Raw genomic sequence first — 16,267 nt, 5'->3', positions numbered from 1 at the left:
CCCCGCGCTCGCCAATCCACAAATAGCTATACGATGCCTGAAGTGCATGCACCTCCCGGGTTAACCGATTATCGATGAAACGAGCAGTGTTGCACCTTTGCAAGACTGGAGAATGCTCGATTTAATGACTGTTATAGCTGCTGGACACGCTCCACAGCGTCACTACCTTTGCCGTCGCTCGGCCTGCGTCGAAGGGATCCTGCGATGTTCATCAGGAAGTTAACTGTGGTCGCCGCATTGTCCGGGGCGGCCCTGACCAGCGCCGCGAACGCAGCCTGGACGGAGGCCCGATCGCGCCATTTCATCGTCTATTCCGAACAGAAGCCGGCCGAGCTGCAGCGCTATGCCGAGCAGCTGGAGCGGTTCGACGCTGCGGTCAGGAAGCTGCGCGGAATGTCCGACCCGGTGTTGAGTGATTCCGGCAAGATCACGATCTATGTCCTGCGCAATCAACGACAGGTCGCCGCCATGTCCGGCAAGGCCGGCAGCACCATTGCCGGCTTTTACATCGGACGGGTGTCGGGTCCCCTGGCCTTCGTGCATCGCGAAAGTAGCCGCGAGGATTGGGACCTGGATGGTCAGACCGTCTTTTTCCATGAGTATCTCCACCATCTGATGCTCAGCGAAACGGACGCAGCGCTGCCCGGCTGGTTCGTGGAAGGGTCCGCCGAGTTGTTTGCGACGGCGCAATTCCGCAAGGACGGCTCGATGGTGTTCGGCTATGCTCCGCAATACCGGAGCTACGGCCTGTTCAACCTCGACAGCCTGAGCACGCAGGACATGGTCGGCGCCACCAAGGCTCGCCTGACAGCCGAGCAAGTCGAGCAAGTCTATGGCCGCGGGTGGTTGCTGGCCCATTACCTGACCTTCGGTGCCAATGAGCGCCGAGGGCAGTTAAGTCGCTATATCGCGGGCATTCAGCAGGGCCGGACGGCCCTCGACAGCGCTCGCACTGCATTCGGCGATCTCGACCAGCTGGACAAGGAGCTGAAGCGTTATCTGACGGCCAGGCGACTTTCCGGGATCGAGGTCTCGGCAGCTCAGTTGGCCATCTCGCCGATCCGATTACGACCGCTAAATGCGGCTGAGGCCGCGATCCTTCCCGTCCGGATGCGGTCGGAACGGGGGGTGGGCCCGAAGGAGGCTAAAGCGCTTGTGGTCGAAGCCCGGCGGGTTGCCGAGCGCTTCGCCGCCGACCCCGAAGTGATGGCGTCTCTGGCGGAAGCCGAGCACGACTCCGGCAACAATGATGCGGCCGTTGCGGCCGCCGACCGTGCCCTTGCCGCGGCGCCCAGCCACCAGCGCGCCATGATCATGAAAAGCCGCGCCCTGCTGACTATTGGTGAGGCCAATCCGGAAAAGGCCGACTGGAAAGCGCTCAGAGCCCTTATCGGTCGCGCGAACCGGCTCGATCCCGACGACGCCGAGCCCCTCATGCTGTTCTATCGTACCTATCTGGCGCAGGGCGGGTCACCGACGAAGAATTCGGTGGATGGCCTGTTGTACGCCCAGGCGCTTGTGCCGCAGGACCGGACGCTGCGCATGATGGCGGTCCATCAGCTGGTGAGCGATAACAAGCTTCCGCAGGCCCGCAGAATGTTCGGCCCAATTGCCTATGACCCGCACGCCGGCAAAAACCGCGAGCAATTGATCAGCATCATGGAGGCACTCGGCAACGGCGATCCGAGGAAGGCCCGGGACATCCTCACCAAGGTCGAACAGGACGACGAGAAGGAGAACGGTGAAAAAAGCTAAAGAGTTGCTTCATCCAAAGCAGCGCCGGCCTGCATGATCAACTTGTCGGAATACCCTTTCGCCACGGCGTCGGCGGTCAGCCCGAATTGGTGAAGCGAATAGCGATGGCCCCGGTGAGCTTTGGCCGACGCCAGGTAGCGCTCCATTCGTCGGAGTAGCCCGGATGGGAGATCCCACCCTAGGAAGGCGTACACCTTTGCCATCGCCGCACGCCAATCCCGGCTGACTTCATCGTAATGAAGGTCCAATTGCGGCACCTCCGGGTGGGCATCGCGAAAGGCCGCGGTACGCTGCTCGCGCAGGACGGTCTTGCGCAGCCATTCCCGGCCGATCGCATGAGGGTCGACATGGTCGCTGTGGACACGCCGCTGCTGCCAGACCAGCGAGGCGGATGAACCGACGACCGCGACGGGATCGCGCTGCAGGAAGAGCATCCGCGCATCCGGAAAAGCATTCAGCACGCCTTCCGGGTCGGCGGTGAACTGCGGGCATTTCAGCAGCCAGCCCCGATCGGGGTTTGCTCGCTGGGCCCAGCTGTTAAGCTGGAGGAGGATGCGGAATTCCCGATAAACCGGACTGACATCGCGCGTTTCGGCCCAGGCGGCGAAGCGAGGCACGTTCCATTGCGCCTCCATCTGCGCGCCATGGAAGGAAAAGCTCAGGTGCCCGAATTCCTCCTCGGCTGCCGTCGGCGAGCTGGGATGGATGGCTTGCAGCGCCGGATTGGCGCGGCTCAGGAACGCTAACAGAGCTACCGATGCCGGAACCCGGCGATCAGGAGACCTGCCGAACGGCACCGGCTCCAAGGTCTCGAACAGGCGAGTATGAAGAAAACGGGGGTCGCAGGCGAGCAAGCGCTGCAGGCGCGTCGTGCCCGATCGCATCGGCCCCATGATAATCAGCGGCCTCGGCAGCCGTACCTGCCCGATTTCCGGATGGGAAGCGACCAGGCGCGCCGCCCTAGCGCGGGCGCGCAGCAGCTTGACGAGTTGCCCGTTGGCCATGACTCGCCCGAGCGGGCTGAGGCGCGCCGTCTGTTCAAGTTCCGCCACCAGCAGGCGGAACGGCTCTCGCCAATGCCGGCCCGGAATGCTGTCCACCTTTTCCTTGCGGGCCGCATATTCTTCGATGCGGTCGGGATGCAGCGTCGGCGGCTCCCACCGACCGTTTTCCCAAGCGGCGGCAATGGCGCGGTTGGCGGTAGCGAGGAGGGGCAGCGGCTCGGTCAAGTCGCGAATGACAAGGTCCCCTGCTCTGCCTGTATCTCCGATGCCAGGAGCTGGCGCTTGCGGTCGAGGCCGCCGGCATAGCCGCCAAGGCTGCCGTCGGAGCGAACCACGCGGTGGCACGGCACCAGCACTGCCACCGGGTTAGCACCGTTGGCACTGCCAACCGCCCTGACGGCGCCGGGCTGGCCGACCGCGGCGGCAATCTGTGCATAGCTGCGCGTTTCGCCCGCCGGGATTTTGCGAAGTTCCGCCCAGACCCGCTCCTGGAAAGCGGTCCCGGCCACATCGAGCGGCAGGTCCGGCATGGCGACTGGATTACGGATTGCCCCCACCACTTGCTGGACCAGCACTGCCATCGCTTCGCCACCCGCCTCGACAATTGCATTGGGGAAGCGGGTGCGCAGGGCATCGGCGCCCTCATCGAAGGTCAGGCGGCAGATGCCCCGCTCCGTGGCCGCAACGAGCATCGGACCGAGCGGCGTGTCGATTTCCGCATAACGGATGGTGACCCCGCGACCGCCGTCGCGCCATGCCGAGGGCGTCATCCCCAACCGCGCACCAGTCTCCGCATAGAAGCGGCTCGGCGCCTGGAAGCCGGCTTCGTAGATGGCATCCGTCACGGTATCGCTGATCTCCAGTCCTGCTTCCGCCCGGCGGGCACGGACCCCGCGGGCATAGGCGGCAGGCGAAACTCCGACCAGCCTTGTAAACAATCTTTGGAAATGGGTCGGCGTATAACCCACGGTCGCAGCAAGCGCCTCCAGTGCGATCGGCTTCTCAGTCTGCTCGATGATCGTCAAGGCACGCTCCACGGCCTCCGCATCCCGCGCCACCGCGTCGGGACGGCATCGCAAGCAGGGCCGGAAACCGGCCTCGCGGGCACCGGCTTCTTGCCAGTAGATCGCGACGTTTCCGCGCTTGGGCCTGCGTGCTGGACAGGACGGCCGGCAATAGATCCGTGTCGTAGTGACGGCCACGAAGAAGCGGCCGTCGAACGAGCGGTCGCGAGCCTCGAATGCTTGCCAGGCCTGTTGTTCGCTAATCATCAGCCGCGCCCTACCACAGCCGCGAAGCAGCGGTGCGTGACATTGCCGAACAGAGGCCCAAAGGATGATGCGTTAAGCCCGAGCTTTTTATGAGTCATGGACGCCACTTGCCATGCCCGAACGCCTGCTTCATCCCGAACCTTGCTTTCAAAGCGATCGTGTCGCGATCAAGCAGATAAATAAACGCCGCGGCTCGATTTTGCACCAAGCCTTAAACATGGTTAAGGCCGCACGATGCTGGATGGTGGTCAGACGAATGAATCGCTTCGCACCCCCGCCCTCCCTGCTGAAGCCCAGCACTTCGCGGCCGCATCGTCCGACATGCTGGCGGCGATCCTTGACCAGAGCCTCGATTGCATAAAGTTGATCGGACCTGGCGGGCAACTTGATTTCATGAACCGGAACGGTCTCTGCGCAATGGAGATCGAGGATTTCGCTCTCATTGCCGGGCGCAACTGGTGGGATATGTGGCCCGAAGACTCCTCCCATCTCGTCCGGGACGCTGTCGAACGTGCAAGGCGTGGCCACAGCCACAGATTCGAAGCCTATTGCCCGACGGCCAAGGGAACGCCGCGCTGGTGGGAAGTGTCCGTGTCGCCCCTGATGGGAGACGAGGACGAGCTTAGGGGCATCATTTCCGTGTCGCGCGATGTCACCGATCGGGTGCGTGCCCGCGAACTTCGGGAGACGGCGGCGGCCGAAATGCGTCACCGGTTGCAGAACGCCTATGCGCTGGTGAGCGCGATGGTCCATGCTACCGCCAAGGGCTCGCCGGAACGGGTTGCCTTCGGACAGGAGATCGCGATACGCCTCGAACGCCTCGGGGCCGCCCAGGCTTTGTTGATGAAGAGCGACGAAGTCGCAAGCCTTGATAGTCTTATCAAACGGCTGACCGAGCCCTTCAGTGCGCAGTGCGAGCTTCGCATCGGGCACCTGCCCGACGTGCTCCTGCGGGAAGACGATGTGCGAATGGTGGCTTTGGCGCTCGGCGAACTGAGCACCAACAGCAACAAATATGGGGCTCTTGGCCACGGCGGTAGCGTGTCGGTTGACGCGGTGATCAGCGATGGCGTGCTCGAATTGCGGTGGGTGGAGCGCTTTTCGGCGATGCCCGAGGCTCTCAATTCGGGAGGCAGCGGGTCAGGCCATCGGCTGGTGCAACGCGCACTCGCGGGGCAGGGTGGAGCCTTCGAACTTCAATGGGTCGACGGCGGCCTGGATGTTCGCATCCGACTGCCATACCGAATGTTTGAGGACGGTCCTCAGCACCCCAAAGGCTTGCGCGTCTGAACACCCCCTGCTAACGGCCCGGCAACTCGGCGGGGGCGAGCGGTCCGAAAGGCTGTTTTCGCCCCGCTTTGCATATCTTTGATGGAGCTTTGGGCGCGTGGAGACATCCGGCGGCATTCGGGCCAGCCTAGCGGGGCGTTATGCGTCTGCGCTATTCGATCTCGCTCGCGACGAGCGCCAGATCGAGGCCGTCGCGGCGAGCTTGGAGACCTTGAAGCGCGCCCTGGCTGAATCGAACGATCTCAAGGCGGTGATCGCCTCTCCCTTGATCGGCCGCGAAAATGCGGGAAAAGCGATCGCCGCTACCGCCGGCGCGCTGCAGCTTGATCGGACCACGGCGAATTTTCTGGGCGTAGTGGCCCGCAACGGCCGCCTTGGGCAGCTGCCGGAGATCGTCCGGCTGTTCGGGCGTCTGGCCGCCGACCATCGGGGCGAGACCAGCGCAGAAGTCATCAGCGCCCGGCCGCTCGACGATGACCAGATCGCCGCGCTGCGCAGCCGCCTTGGCGAGCGCGCAGGCAACAGCATCAACATCGACACCCGCGTCGATCCTTCCATTCTCGGCGGCATAGTCGTCCGGCTCGGCAGCCAGATGATCGATGCTTCCATCCGCACCAAACTCAACACGCTCGCCCAGGCGATGAAAGGCTAGTTCATGGACATCCGCGCCGCTGAAATCTCCCGCGTCATCCGCGACCAGATCGCGAATTTCGACGCCGACGCGCAGGTCTCCGAAGTCGGCCAGGTGCTGTCGGTCGGCGATGGCATCGCGCGCATCCACGGTCTCGATAACGTCCAGGCCGGCGAAATGGTCGAGTTCGAGAACGGCACCAAGGGCATGGCCCTGAACCTCGAGAGCGACAACGTCGGCGTCGTGATCTTCGGCTCGGACGCGGAGATCAAGGAAGGCGCGACGGCCAAGCGCACCGGCACCATCGTGGACGTGCCCGTCGGCAAGGGTCTGCTCGGCCGCGTCGTCGACGCGCTTGGCAATCCGATCGACGGCAAGGGCCCGATCGTGGCCGAGAAGCGCAGCCGCGTCGAGGTCAAGGCACCCGGCATCATCCCGCGCAAGTCTGTGCACGAGCCGGTGCAGACCGGTCTCAAGGCGCTCGACGCGCTGGTACCTGTCGGTCGCGGACAACGCGAGCTGATCATTGGCGATCGCCAGACGGGCAAGACGGCCGTAGCGCTCGACACCTTCATCAATCAGAAGGCCGCCAACCAGGGCGACGATGAGAGCCAGAAGCTTTATTGCATCTACGTTGCCGTCGGTCAGAAGCGCTCGACGGTTGCGCAGATTGTGCGCGCTCTCGAAGAAAATGGCGCGATGGAATATTCCATTGTCGTCGCCGCGACCGCCTCGGAGCCGGCCCCTCTCCAGTTTCTCGCGCCGTACACCGGCTGCGCAATGGGCGAATATTTCCGCGACAACGGCATGCACGCCGTGATCGTCTATGACGACCTGTCGAAGCAGGCTGTCGCCTACCGCCAGATGTCGCTGCTCCTGCGCCGTCCGCCGGGCCGTGAAGCTTATCCGGGCGACGTCTTCTATCTCCACAGCCGCCTGCTCGAGCGTGCGGCCAAGATGAACGACGCGAATGGCAATGGCTCGCTGACCGCGCTGCCGGTCATTGAGACGCAGGCGGGCGACGTGTCGGCCTACATCCCGACCAACGTCATCTCGATCACCGACGGCCAGATCTTCCTCGAGACAGATTTGTTCTACCAAGGCATTCGTCCGGCTATCAACGTCGGCCTTTCGGTCAGCCGCGTCGGCTCGGCCGCGCAGACCAAGGCGATGAAGAAGGTCGCCGGTTCGATCAAGCTGGAGCTGGCGCAGTATCGCGAGATGGCCGCGTTCGCGCAGTTCGGGTCGGACCTCGATGCCTCGACCCAGAAGCTGCTGGCCCGCGGCGCGCGGCTGACCGAACTGCTAAAGCAGCCGCAGTATCAGCCGATGCCGATCGAGGAGCAAGTCGCCTCCATCTATGCGGGGACGCAGGGCTTTCTCGACAGCGTCGAGACGCGCGACGTAACTCGGTACGAAGCTGCGATGCTGAGCTTCCTGCGCTCTGAGAAGCCGGACGTGTTGGCCAAGATCCGTGACACCAAGGCGCTCGATGACGAGACCGCCGCTGCGCTGAAGTCCGCCCTGACCGACTTCGGCAAGCAGTTCGCGTAAGCTCAAAGGCGACTAACCGACCATGGCGAGCCTCAAGGCCCTCAAGATCCGCATCGGCTCGGTGAAGTCGACGCAGAAGATCACCAAGGCGATGAAGATGGTCGCCGCAGCGAAGCTGCGCCGTGCGCAATCGAACGCCGAGTCCGGCCGCCCCTACTCGCAACGGCTGAGCGATGTCGTGGCCAGTCTCGCTTCGCGCGTCACCGTCGGTCCCCAGTCGCCGAAATTGATTGCCGGCACCGGTAGCGATCAGCGGCACCTTATCGTGGTCGCGTCGAGCGATCGTGGTCTGGCGGGCGCGTTCAACACCAATATCGTTCGGGCCGTACGCCGCCGGGCTGACGAACTGATCGGGCAGGGCAAGGAAGTCCGCTTCCTGATCGTCGGGCGCAAGAGCCGTCCTGTCCTCAACCGGTTCTTCCCCGGCCTGATCGCCGGGCAACACGACACGTCCGAAATGAAGAACCCGGCCTACAGCGACGCACAAGCGATCGCCGCCGAGGTTATGCGTCGGTTCGACGCGGGCGATTTCGACGTTGCCCATCTCGCATACTCGAACTTCAAGTCGGTCCTGGCGCAGGAGCCGACGGTCGAGCAGATCATTCCGGTCAAGCCCGCCGCTGCCAACGACGCGGGTTCGCCGGTCTCCGCCGCAGCAGTGGAATATGAGCCGGACGAGGAGGCGATCCTCGCCGAACTGCTACCCAAGAATGTGACGATCCAAATCTATCGCGCGCTGCTGGAGAATCAGGCTGGATTTTACGGCTCGCAAATGACCGCCATGGACAACGCCACCCGCAACGCGGGTGACATGATCAACCGGCTGTCAATCCAGTACAATCGCCAACGCCAGGCGGCGATCACCACCGAACTCGTTGAAATCATCTCGGGCGCCGAAGCGCTCTAAGAAACCAAGCAAGGCAAGGACAAGAACATGGCCACCGCCGCTGACACCATCGACCGCCCGGCCACGGGCACGACCAGCAACCTGACCGGCCGCGTCGCGCAGGTCATCGGCGCCGTCGTCGACGTTTCTTTCGACGGCGAGCTGCCTGCCATCCTCTCCGCGCTGGAGACGGACAATGGCGGCAACCGCCTGGTCCTGGAGGTTGCGCAGCATCTGGGCGAGAACGTGGTCCGCACGATCGCCATGGATTCAACGGACGGCCTGACCCGCGGCCAGTCGGTGCGTGCCACCGGATCGCAAATCCAGGTCCCGGTCGGACCCAAGACGCTCGGCCGGATCATGAACGTCATCGGTGAACCGATCGACGAGCGTGGCCCGATCGGCAGCGACATGATGGCGCCGATCCACGCCGAGGCTCCGGCCTTTGTCGACCAGTCGACCGAAGCGAGCATCCTCGTCACCGGCATCAAGGTCATCGACCTCCTCGCGCCCTACGCCAAGGGCGGCAAGATCGGCCTGTTCGGCGGCGCCGGCGTCGGCAAGACCGTGCTGATCCAGGAGTTGATCAACAACATCGCGAAGGGCCACGGCGGCGTGTCCGTCTTCGCCGGCGTCGGCGAGCGGACCCGTGAAGGCAACGACCTTTACCACGAGTTCCTTGACGCGGGCGTCATCGCCAAGGACGCCGACGGCAACCCGACCCCGGAAGGCTCCAAGGTGGCGCTGGTGTTCGGCCAGATGAACGAGCCGCCGGGAGCCCGCGCCCGCGTCGCCCTGTCCGGCCTGACCCAGGCCGAGTATTTCCGCGACCAGGAGGGCCAGGACGTGCTCTTCTTCGTCGACAACATCTTCCGCTTCACCCAGGCGGGTTCGGAAGTGTCCGCGCTGCTAGGCCGTATTCCTTCGGCCGTGGGTTACCAGCCGACGCTGTCGACCGACATGGGCCAGCTGCAGGAGCGGATCACCTCCACCAACAAGGGGTCGATCACTTCGGTGCAGGCGATCTACGTGCCGGCCGACGACTTGACCGACCCGGCTCCGGCAACCTCGTTCGCGCACCTTGACGCGACGACCACGCTGAGCCGCGCGATCTCCGAACTGGGCATCTACCCGGCGGTCGACCCGCTCGACTCCGTCAGCCGTGTTCTGACCCCGGCCGTCGTTGGCCAGGAGCACTACGAGACCGCCCGCGCGGTCCAGGAAGTGCTGCAGAAGTACAAGTCGCTGCAGGACATCATCGCCATCCTGGGCATGGACGAGCTGTCGGAAGAGGATAAGCTGGTCGTCTCGCGCGCTCGCAAGATCCAGCGTTTTTTGTCGCAGCCCTTCCACGTCGCCGAGGTCTTCACCGGCATTCCGGGCAAGTTCGTCCAGGTCGAGGACACGGTTCGCTCGTTCAAGGCGGTCGTCAGCGGCGAGTACGACCATCTGCCGGAATCGGCCTTCTACATGGTCGGCGGCATCGAGGAAGCGGTGGCCAAGGCCGAGAAGATGGCGGCCGACGCGGCCTGATCCTGCAATGGCGGACCATCCGCGCCGGGAAGATGCGATCAACGAGAGTTGCCCCTGGTCGGGCGAGCCGGTCAGTCCGGACTCGTTGATGATCTACAAGGGCGCGGTGGTCGGTTTCTGCAATCCCGGCTGCCGGGACAAGTTCGAGACGGCGACGCGAGCATTCGACGCCGCCCTGGAGATGAAGAATGGCTGAGCTGCGCTTTGAACTGGTCACGCCCGAACGGCAGGTCCTGTCCGCCGACGTCCACATGGTCGTCGTGCCCGGCGTCGAAGGCGAGTTCGGCGTCATGGCCGGCCACGCGCCCTTCATGACCACCCTGCGCGACGGCTATTTGTCGGTGTATCGCACGGCCGGTGCCCAGCCGGAGCGTATCCGGGTCAGCGGCGGGTTCGCGGAAGTCGGCGACAAGGGTCTGACTGTGCTGGCAGAAAGCGCCGAGGCGTAGGCCCTGGCTATTTCGCAGCGGGCCGGAAGGTCCAGCTCTGCTTCTGGGTGCCGTCTGCGAGACTGACTTCCGCCCGCAGTTCCGCTCCTTCACGCCAATAACGGATGCGCTGCGGATAATCGTGGGCGCGGTTTTCGAAGGTGATGCTGCGCTCGCCCTGCGCAGCAGCGACAAAGCAGCCACCTGCCTGCCCCTTGGGCAAGGCACATAGACGCAGCCCGGCCGTCGTGCGTTCGATCCGCATATGTTCAAAGAAGCCGAGCGTATCGCCCTTTCCGCGCCGGCCGGCGCCAAGCATAAGACCGGCGCGCGGTGGGCTCCACCACTCCTCGGTCCAGCCGTTCGCCGATGATTGAGTCCAAAAGCCGCTCAGCCAGTCGGGCATCACGATCGGATGAACCTGAAGCGTGGCCGTTGCCAGCAAGCTGATGATCACCAGAGACTCTCCCGTGTCAGTGGGCCCGCCCAAAGCTGGTTATCTTTTCAGTAAAGTTTGAGCCGTATTCACCATTGCCTGAAAACCGCGGGAACGGGTGGAAAAAGTCTGATGAACGCATTCGGCAAGCGCAGTGGCATGGGTGGCGGACAGCGTCCCGCCTTCGGCGTCGCGCGTCCGATGAAGGGCAGTGGTGCGCCGGAAACCAAGGAGCCCGAAGCACCGCCAGCCCTCGACGCGGCGACGCCAACCGACGCCCCCGCCGACGCCGTTAGCGCCATGGGCGCGATGGATCGGCTAAACCACCGCCAGAACCAGAGCGGCGATGCGGCCTCGTCCAAGGGCGAAGGCTTCGAAGCGTCCGTTCACCGTATCAAGGAACAGGTGCTGCCGCGGCTGCTGGAGCGGGTCGATCCCGAAGCCGCGGCAACGCTTGGCAAGGATGAATTGGCCGAGGAGTTCCGGCCAATCATCGGAGAAGTGCTGGCCGAACTGAAGATAACGCTAAACCGCCGTGAGCAGTTCGCGCTGGAAAAGGTGCTCGTCGACGAGCTTCTGGGTCTTGGGCCGCTGGAGGAGCTGCTGGCAGATCCGGCCGTGAGCGACATCATGGTGAACGGCCCCGAGCAGACCTTCATCGAACGCAAGGGCAAGCTGGAGCTGGCGCAGATCCAGTTCCGCGACGAAGAGCATCTGTTCCAGATCGCGCAGCGGATCGTGAACAAGGTCGGCCGCCGGGTCGATCAGACCACGCCGCTCGCCGACGCCCGATTGCAGGACGGCAGCCGCGTCAACGTCATCATCCCGCCGCTGTCGCTGCGCGGCACCGCCATCTCCATTCGTAAGTTCTCCGAAAAGCCGATCACGCTCGACATGATGCGCGGGTTCGGATCGATGTCGGAAAAGATGGCGACCGTACTGAAGATTGCCGGCGCCGCCCGAATGAACGTCATCATTTCCGGCGGTACGGGATCGGGCAAGACGACCATGCTCAACGCCCTGTCGAAGATGATCGACCCGGGCGAGCGCGTCATCACGATCGAGGACGCGGCCGAGCTTCGGCTGCAGCAGCCGCACTGGCTGCCGCTGGAAACCCGCCCGCCGAACCTGGAGGGCCAGGGCGCGATCACAATCCGCGACCTCGTCATCAACGCCCTGCGTATGCGTCCCGACCGGATCATCCTGGGCGAAATCCGTGGTCAGGAGTGTTTCGACCTCCTGGCCGCGATGAACACCGGCCACGACGGATCGATGGCGACGCTCCACTCTAACTCCCCGCGCGAATGCCTGGCGCGTATGGAGAACATGGTGATGATGGGCGACATCAAGATCCCGAAGGAGGCGATCAGTCGTCAGATCGCGGATTCGGTCGACCTGATCGTCCAGGTCAAGCGCCTCCGCGACGGTTCGCGCCGCACGACCAATATCACCGAAGTGATCGGCATGGAGGGCGAGGTCATCGTCACCCAGGAACTGTTCAAGTTCGAATATCTGGACGAAAGCAGCGACGGCAAGATCATCGGCGAATACCGCTCGATGGGCCTCAGGCCCTACACGCTGGAAAAGGCCAAGCAGTTCGGCTTCGATCAGCCGTACCTAGAGGCTTGCCTCTAGGTACCACGAGGGCGCCTGGAGGCTTGCCTCTAGGGATTTACTCCCATGACGGCCTGCGCCATGCAGCTTCGCAACACCCAGGGGAGCTTCATATGCCGATCCGCCGCCTTGCCGTCCTGCTCGCCTTCGCCGCCCTTCCCGCTTGTGCTGCGACCTCTGCCGACCAGACGCTGATCCCGTCACACGCAGCCGCTCTGCAGGCCGCGGTCGCCGCGCCAACCCGTACGCCGGCCAATGTCGCCCGCGACCGCTATCGCAACCCCGTTGCCACCCTTTCCTTCTTCGGCGTGAAGCCCAGCGACACGGTGGTCGAGATCTTTCCGGGACGCGGCTGGTACAGTGAAATCCTGGTCCCCTATGTCAGTCGGGGCGGTGGGACCTATTATGCAGCGGCGCCCGCCCGGGGCCTGGAAGCGTTCCGGACCTTCACGCAAACCAATTCGGCGCTTTACGGATCGGCACGAACCGGGGTCTTTCCCGTTCGCGCGGCCGGCGAGCAAGGCGTGCCGGCGGGCAGCGCCGACGTGGTGCTGACCTTCCGCAACGTCCATAACTGGGCGATGGGGGATGAGCCCTATGCCGATCTGGCGTTCAAGCAGATGTACGACATGCTGAAACCCGGCGGCACGCTGGGCATTGTCGATCATCGCCTGCCGGAGAATGCCGACGCCGCGCGTGAGAAGACCAGCGGCTATCTCAAGGTTTCGACCGTCCGCCGCCTGGCCGAGGCAGCCGGCTTCCGCTTTGTCGGTTCGAGCGAGATCAATGCCAACCCGCGCGACACGGCAGACCATCCAGAAGGCGTGTGGACCCTGCCGCCAACCCTTCGGCTGGGCGACACGGATCGCGCGAAATATCTGGCGATCGGCGAGAGCGATCGCATGACGCTGAAATTCGAGAAGCCACGGCGGTAAACGGATCCGTCGACCAACGTATCTTCATTCGGACCCTATTCTGAATTATCCCCTGGGATCTGACGAGCGGCGGGCGTGGACGCTGCTGCGTTTGAGATGGGAAATCGGTGGCCGACGTTTCCAGTATCCCTGGCGGAGTGCTGCACGAACTGCCGGTGGATTTCGCGGCGGCACTGGTCGCGCAACCCGCCGCGCTTGAAACCTGGCAGGATATCACCCCTCTCGCGCGGAATGAGTGGATCTGCTGGATTTGCTCAGCAAAGCAGACCGCGACCCGATCGAAGAGGATCGCATGGGGGATCGAAAGCCTGAGCGAAGGCAAGCGTCGTCCGTGCTGCTGGCCGGGGTGTCCGCATCGAACGAAGGGAAAAAGCGAGGGGTAGGCGGGACATGGTCACCGTCGTCGCTTTGACCGCTCAGTCTCTCCCGCCGCCGCCAGCCCGGTCCCGCCGGTAGAAACCGGGCGGCGGAAGAAACTGCTTGCGGATGCTGATGGAGACAGTCCGGCCCAGCGGGTCGAGCAGGTCGGGCTGATAATTCACCGGCACGTCGCGATCGATGTCGCGGACCCGCTGCTTGGCGTCGAAGATGTTCTGCACGCCGAGCCGCAACTGCGTCCCGCGGAGCCACGGGTGCTTGGCGACGAGTTCCCATCGTTCGCCCAGATTGGCGAACAGATTGAGATTAAATTTGGCTAGTGGCGCGAAGTCGAGCGTGCCCTCGCCGCTGCCAACCTCGCCGCCGTTCTGCCAATTCCCGGACAGCCGCGCGCCCAGGCCGTTGTTGAACCAGCCAAGGTCCCCTTCCAGCTTGTGACGCGGACGAAAACCGCCTTCGATCACATCGCCGCCCAGATAGTCGAGCGTCGGCAGATCGGGCGCGATGCGGACTTCGTCCTTGAGCGTCCATGTATGATAGAGCGAAAAGGTCAGTCGGCCGCCCTGCCGCCAATTGCCGCGGCCACCGCCGCGACGGCCGCCGAAGCCACCTGGCGGCGGTCCACCGGCACCGGGACGTGGACCGCCCTCACCCGCCTGCCCACCTGCCCCAGGCCTGCGCTGTCCGCCGAACTGGCCCCGCAGCTGGGCGAGCACCGATTGCGGCGGCCGGGCGGAGGTCAGCGGCTTGGTATAGTTGAAGCCCCAGCGCAGCTCATCGCGAGCTGAGCTGTCGAAATTGACCGGGCGGAGGTCGACACGGGTGAGGTTTCCGTCCGCATCGCGCCGGAAGCGGTCCGGGAAAGCGTCGGCGATCGCTTCCGTTATGGCCGGAAAGCCGCTGATCGGATTGGCGATGCGGGTGCGGACGTAATCCGCGCGAAGATTGAGGTCGACTTCCTCCAGCGGCTGCCATGAACCCCCAAGCTTCAGGACCCGGCGGCGATCGGCGAGCAGGTCTTCGTTGCCCCCGGTCCGGGCCTCCACCGATACCGTCTCACCACGGATGAAGTCGAAGACGCGGCTGCCCCGCGTCACCAGAACCGGATCGCCGAGCTGGTTGAGGCTGGGTGAGCCTTCCTCGCGGGTCCAGCTGGCAATGAGGTTGAGCCGTTCGACGGGAGACCAGAACAAGCCTGCGCCGACCGTGGTGAGGGTGCCGAAATCGCTGAGCTGTTCAACCTCGGCATTGGCGTTGAGGGTGAGATTGCCGATCGCGCCCAGGGGGCCATTGCGCTTGGCAACCGGCAGATCGACGTTCAGCGCAGCGCTGCCGCGATCCCGGCCGAGATCGGTTTCACGCACTCTCCCGTCGCGGCGAACGCGGCTGTCGAGATCGCGCATCTCCGCCCCAAGCCGCACAGTCGCGGTCGCCCGGCCCGCTGGCAGATCGAGCAACAGACCATTGAGAACCAGATCGAGATTGCCGTTCGACGAGACCGTGAGCGCCCGATCCTCGTACGCTGTCAGCAGCAGAACGTCCTCGCGATCAGTTTCCGTGATGGAACGCGCGAGATCGTAGCCGCCCGTAAGCGACCAGCGCCAACGTGCCTTCTGTCCGTTCAAGGCGATACCCAGCCGACCGGACAGGGTGTCGGTATCGCGCTGGAGTGGGTCGCGCGAGACCAGCAGGGACGGATCGAGCAAAGACCGGCCCACCGTCCGTTCTATCTGGGCATCGAAGGTCGAACTGACGTCACCGAACAAGGTGCGATTGTGGTTCGCGCCGAAGCGCGCAAGCCGGCGGGAGCCTTCCAGGGTCCGGAATGGCCGCGGGTCCGACCCACCAGCTGTGGCGTCGAACCGAATATCGCGCTCGTCCTCCGTCAGTGCAGTAGACCCTTCGGCGCGAGCGTTGAGCGTCGTCCGGCTGTTTTCGCCGATCGCCAGAACCGTATAGTCATATTCACCGCGCACGCTGCCGCCCGCTGTCGGAACGCGGCCCTCGACCCGGATGGTGGTGGAGCGGAAGCGCGGGCGCAGGACGATGTTCACCACCCGCTGGTCGGCCCGGTAGCCGTACTTCAGCGCCACTTCCTCCGGCAGGATGTCGAGCCGGAGAATGGCTTCCGGCGGCAAGTCGCGCACCTCTCGGAAGCCGGAGATACGGCGCCCGTTCAAAAGGACGACCGGCTGGCCACCCCCTCCCCGACCGCGACTGCTGCCAAGCTGGGGCGCCAGCGCATCCAGCAGTTCGGCCACCGAACTGGAGCCATAGGCCCGGATATCCCGTGAGCTGAGCTGGTTTTCCGGCGGAATGTCGCCGATTACGGCGGTGGGATCCCGCCGGGCGACCACCGTGATCTCCTCGATATCCTCCTCATCGACCCCTTCCGCAGGATCGGATGAAGCGCCTTCCGTCGGCTCGGGCGTGCCGCCTGGCTGCTGTTCCTGCGCGGAAGCTGGGGTAGCGAAGAAAAATGCGGCTGCGGAAAGGAGGTACGCGGTGCGACGGGTCATTCGGCGGCTGTTACCCCATCCGCCAGTGAACAG

The 16,267-nt window shown here is 64.3% G+C and carries 15 protein-coding genes; 11 read left to right on the top strand and 4 right to left on the bottom strand.

Translation table 11 applies throughout. The features are described 5' to 3' along the window. Window positions 1-204 precede the first annotated feature (204 nt). A complete protein-coding gene (locus tag AC4GYS_RS08315) occupies window positions 205-1,755 on the top strand; it encodes a hypothetical protein (protein ID WP_491108618.1) in 1,551 nt (516 codons plus the stop codon). Here the strand turns inward: AC4GYS_RS08315 and AC4GYS_RS08310 are convergent. Next, window positions 1,752-2,984 (bottom strand): sulfotransferase family protein, encoded by a 1,233-nt coding sequence (locus AC4GYS_RS08310; protein WP_491108617.1) that lies wholly within the window; start codon window positions 2,982-2,984, stop codon window positions 1,752-1,754. The two genes, AC4GYS_RS08315 and AC4GYS_RS08310, sit on opposite strands and share 4 nt — an antisense overlap. Continuing rightward, a complete protein-coding gene (ada, locus tag AC4GYS_RS08305) occupies window positions 2,981-4,030 on the bottom strand; it encodes a bifunctional DNA-binding transcriptional regulator/O6-methylguanine-DNA methyltransferase Ada (RefSeq protein WP_491108616.1) in 1,050 nt (349 codons plus the stop codon). Before ada ends, AC4GYS_RS08310 begins: the two co-directional genes overlap by 4 nt. A 234-nt stretch (window positions 4,031-4,264) precedes the next feature. On the opposite strand from ada, the gene AC4GYS_RS08300 reads away from it, so the two are divergent. The 7 genes from AC4GYS_RS08300 (at window position 4,265) to AC4GYS_RS08270 (ending at window position 10,373) form a co-directional block, all read left to right on the top strand. Continuing rightward, the gene (locus tag AC4GYS_RS08300) at window positions 4,265-5,320 is read left to right on the top strand and encodes a PAS domain-containing protein (protein WP_491108615.1); all 1,056 of its coding nucleotides are present in this window, start codon (window positions 4,265-4,267) and stop codon (window positions 5,318-5,320) included. 97 nt (window positions 5,321-5,417) lie between these two features. Then, window positions 5,418-5,972, top strand: coding sequence for a F0F1 ATP synthase subunit delta (locus AC4GYS_RS08295; RefSeq protein ID WP_491108614.1), 555 nt, complete (start codon window positions 5,418-5,420; stop codon window positions 5,970-5,972). A 3-nt stretch (window positions 5,973-5,975) separates the two neighbouring features. Next, window positions 5,976-7,505 carry a F0F1 ATP synthase subunit alpha gene (atpA, locus tag AC4GYS_RS08290; RefSeq protein WP_491108613.1) on the top strand — a complete coding sequence of 510 codons (1,530 nt, stop codon included), beginning with the start codon at window positions 5,976-5,978 and terminating at the stop codon, window positions 7,503-7,505. Window positions 7,506-7,527: 22 nt separating this feature from the next. After that, entirely contained in the window at window positions 7,528-8,412 is an 885-nt protein-coding gene (locus AC4GYS_RS08285) for a F0F1 ATP synthase subunit gamma (RefSeq protein ID WP_491108612.1), read from the top strand. 27 nt (window positions 8,413-8,439) lie between these two features. After that, complete coding sequence (atpD, locus tag AC4GYS_RS08280; protein WP_491108611.1) at window positions 8,440-9,924, top strand: F0F1 ATP synthase subunit beta; 1,485 nt, start codon at window positions 8,440-8,442, stop codon at window positions 9,922-9,924. Window positions 9,925-9,931: 7 nt separating this feature from the next. Further along, a complete protein-coding gene (locus AC4GYS_RS08275; protein ID WP_491108610.1) occupies window positions 9,932-10,120 on the top strand; it encodes a glutathione S-transferase in 189 nt (62 codons plus the stop codon). Continuing rightward, complete coding sequence (locus AC4GYS_RS08270; RefSeq protein ID WP_491108609.1) at window positions 10,113-10,373, top strand: ATP synthase F1 subunit epsilon; 261 nt, start codon at window positions 10,113-10,115, stop codon at window positions 10,371-10,373. The genes AC4GYS_RS08275 and AC4GYS_RS08270 overlap by 8 nt, the downstream gene beginning before the upstream one ends. Window positions 10,374-10,380: 7 nt before the next feature. Here the strand turns inward: AC4GYS_RS08270 and AC4GYS_RS08265 are convergent, their stop codons facing one another. After that, window positions 10,381-10,809, bottom strand: a complete 429-nt coding sequence (locus tag AC4GYS_RS08265; protein WP_491108608.1) for a DUF6265 family protein — start codon at window positions 10,807-10,809, stop codon at window positions 10,381-10,383. Between the two features lie 111 nt (window positions 10,810-10,920). Here AC4GYS_RS08265 and AC4GYS_RS08260 point away from each other — a divergent pair, with 111 nt between their 5' ends. From AC4GYS_RS08260 to AC4GYS_RS08250, 3 genes are all read left to right on the top strand, one after another. After that, window positions 10,921-12,423 carry a TadA family conjugal transfer-associated ATPase gene (locus tag AC4GYS_RS08260; protein ID WP_491108607.1) on the top strand — a complete coding sequence of 501 codons (1,503 nt, stop codon included), beginning with the start codon at window positions 10,921-10,923 and terminating at the stop codon, window positions 12,421-12,423. Between the two features lie 92 nt (window positions 12,424-12,515). Continuing rightward, window positions 12,516-13,337 (top strand): class I SAM-dependent methyltransferase, encoded by an 822-nt coding sequence (locus AC4GYS_RS08255; protein WP_491108606.1) that lies wholly within the window; start codon window positions 12,516-12,518, stop codon window positions 13,335-13,337. Between the two features lie 107 nt (window positions 13,338-13,444). Beyond that, window positions 13,445-13,720, top strand: a complete 276-nt coding sequence (locus AC4GYS_RS08250) for a YdeI/OmpD-associated family protein (RefSeq protein ID WP_491108605.1) — start codon at window positions 13,445-13,447, stop codon at window positions 13,718-13,720. A gap of 33 nt (window positions 13,721-13,753) precedes the next feature. Here the strand turns inward: AC4GYS_RS08250 and AC4GYS_RS08245 are convergent, their stop codons facing one another. Beyond that, entirely contained in the window at window positions 13,754-16,234 is a 2,481-nt protein-coding gene (locus AC4GYS_RS08245; protein WP_491108604.1) for a TonB-dependent receptor, read from the bottom strand. Window positions 16,235-16,267: the final 33 nt, after the last annotated feature.

It is taken from the genome of Sphingomonas sp. SP1 (assembly GCF_058313395.1).
This window is presented reverse-complemented; position numbering and strand designations above follow the sequence as displayed.

Bases quoted from the DNA above. Each gene is read 5' to 3' on its own strand.
- AC4GYS_RS08245 (WP_491108604.1), bottom strand. From the start codon at position 16,234: ATGACCCGTCGCACCGCGTACCTCCTTTCCGCAGCCGCATTTTTCTTC.
- atpD (WP_491108611.1), top strand. From the start codon at position 8,440: ATGGCCACCGCCGCTGACACCATCGACCGCCCGGCCACGGGCACGACC.
- AC4GYS_RS08270 (WP_491108609.1), top strand. From the start codon at position 10,113: ATGGCTGAGCTGCGCTTTGAACTGGTCACGCCCGAACGGCAGGTCCTG.
- AC4GYS_RS08300 (WP_491108615.1), top strand. From the start codon at position 4,265: ATGCTGGATGGTGGTCAGACGAATGAATCGCTTCGCACCCCCGCCCTC.
- AC4GYS_RS08315 (WP_491108618.1), top strand. From the start codon at position 205: ATGTTCATCAGGAAGTTAACTGTGGTCGCCGCATTGTCCGGGGCGGCC.
- atpA (WP_491108613.1), top strand. From the start codon at position 5,976: ATGGACATCCGCGCCGCTGAAATCTCCCGCGTCATCCGCGACCAGATC.
- AC4GYS_RS08275 (WP_491108610.1), top strand. From the start codon at position 9,932: ATGGCGGACCATCCGCGCCGGGAAGATGCGATCAACGAGAGTTGCCCC.
- AC4GYS_RS08285 (WP_491108612.1), top strand. From the start codon at position 7,528: ATGGCGAGCCTCAAGGCCCTCAAGATCCGCATCGGCTCGGTGAAGTCG.
- AC4GYS_RS08260 (WP_491108607.1), top strand. From the start codon at position 10,921: ATGAACGCATTCGGCAAGCGCAGTGGCATGGGTGGCGGACAGCGTCCC.
- AC4GYS_RS08255 (WP_491108606.1), top strand. From the start codon at position 12,516: ATGCCGATCCGCCGCCTTGCCGTCCTGCTCGCCTTCGCCGCCCTTCCC.
- ada (WP_491108616.1), bottom strand. From the start codon at position 4,030: ATGATTAGCGAACAACAGGCCTGGCAAGCATTCGAGGCTCGCGACCGC.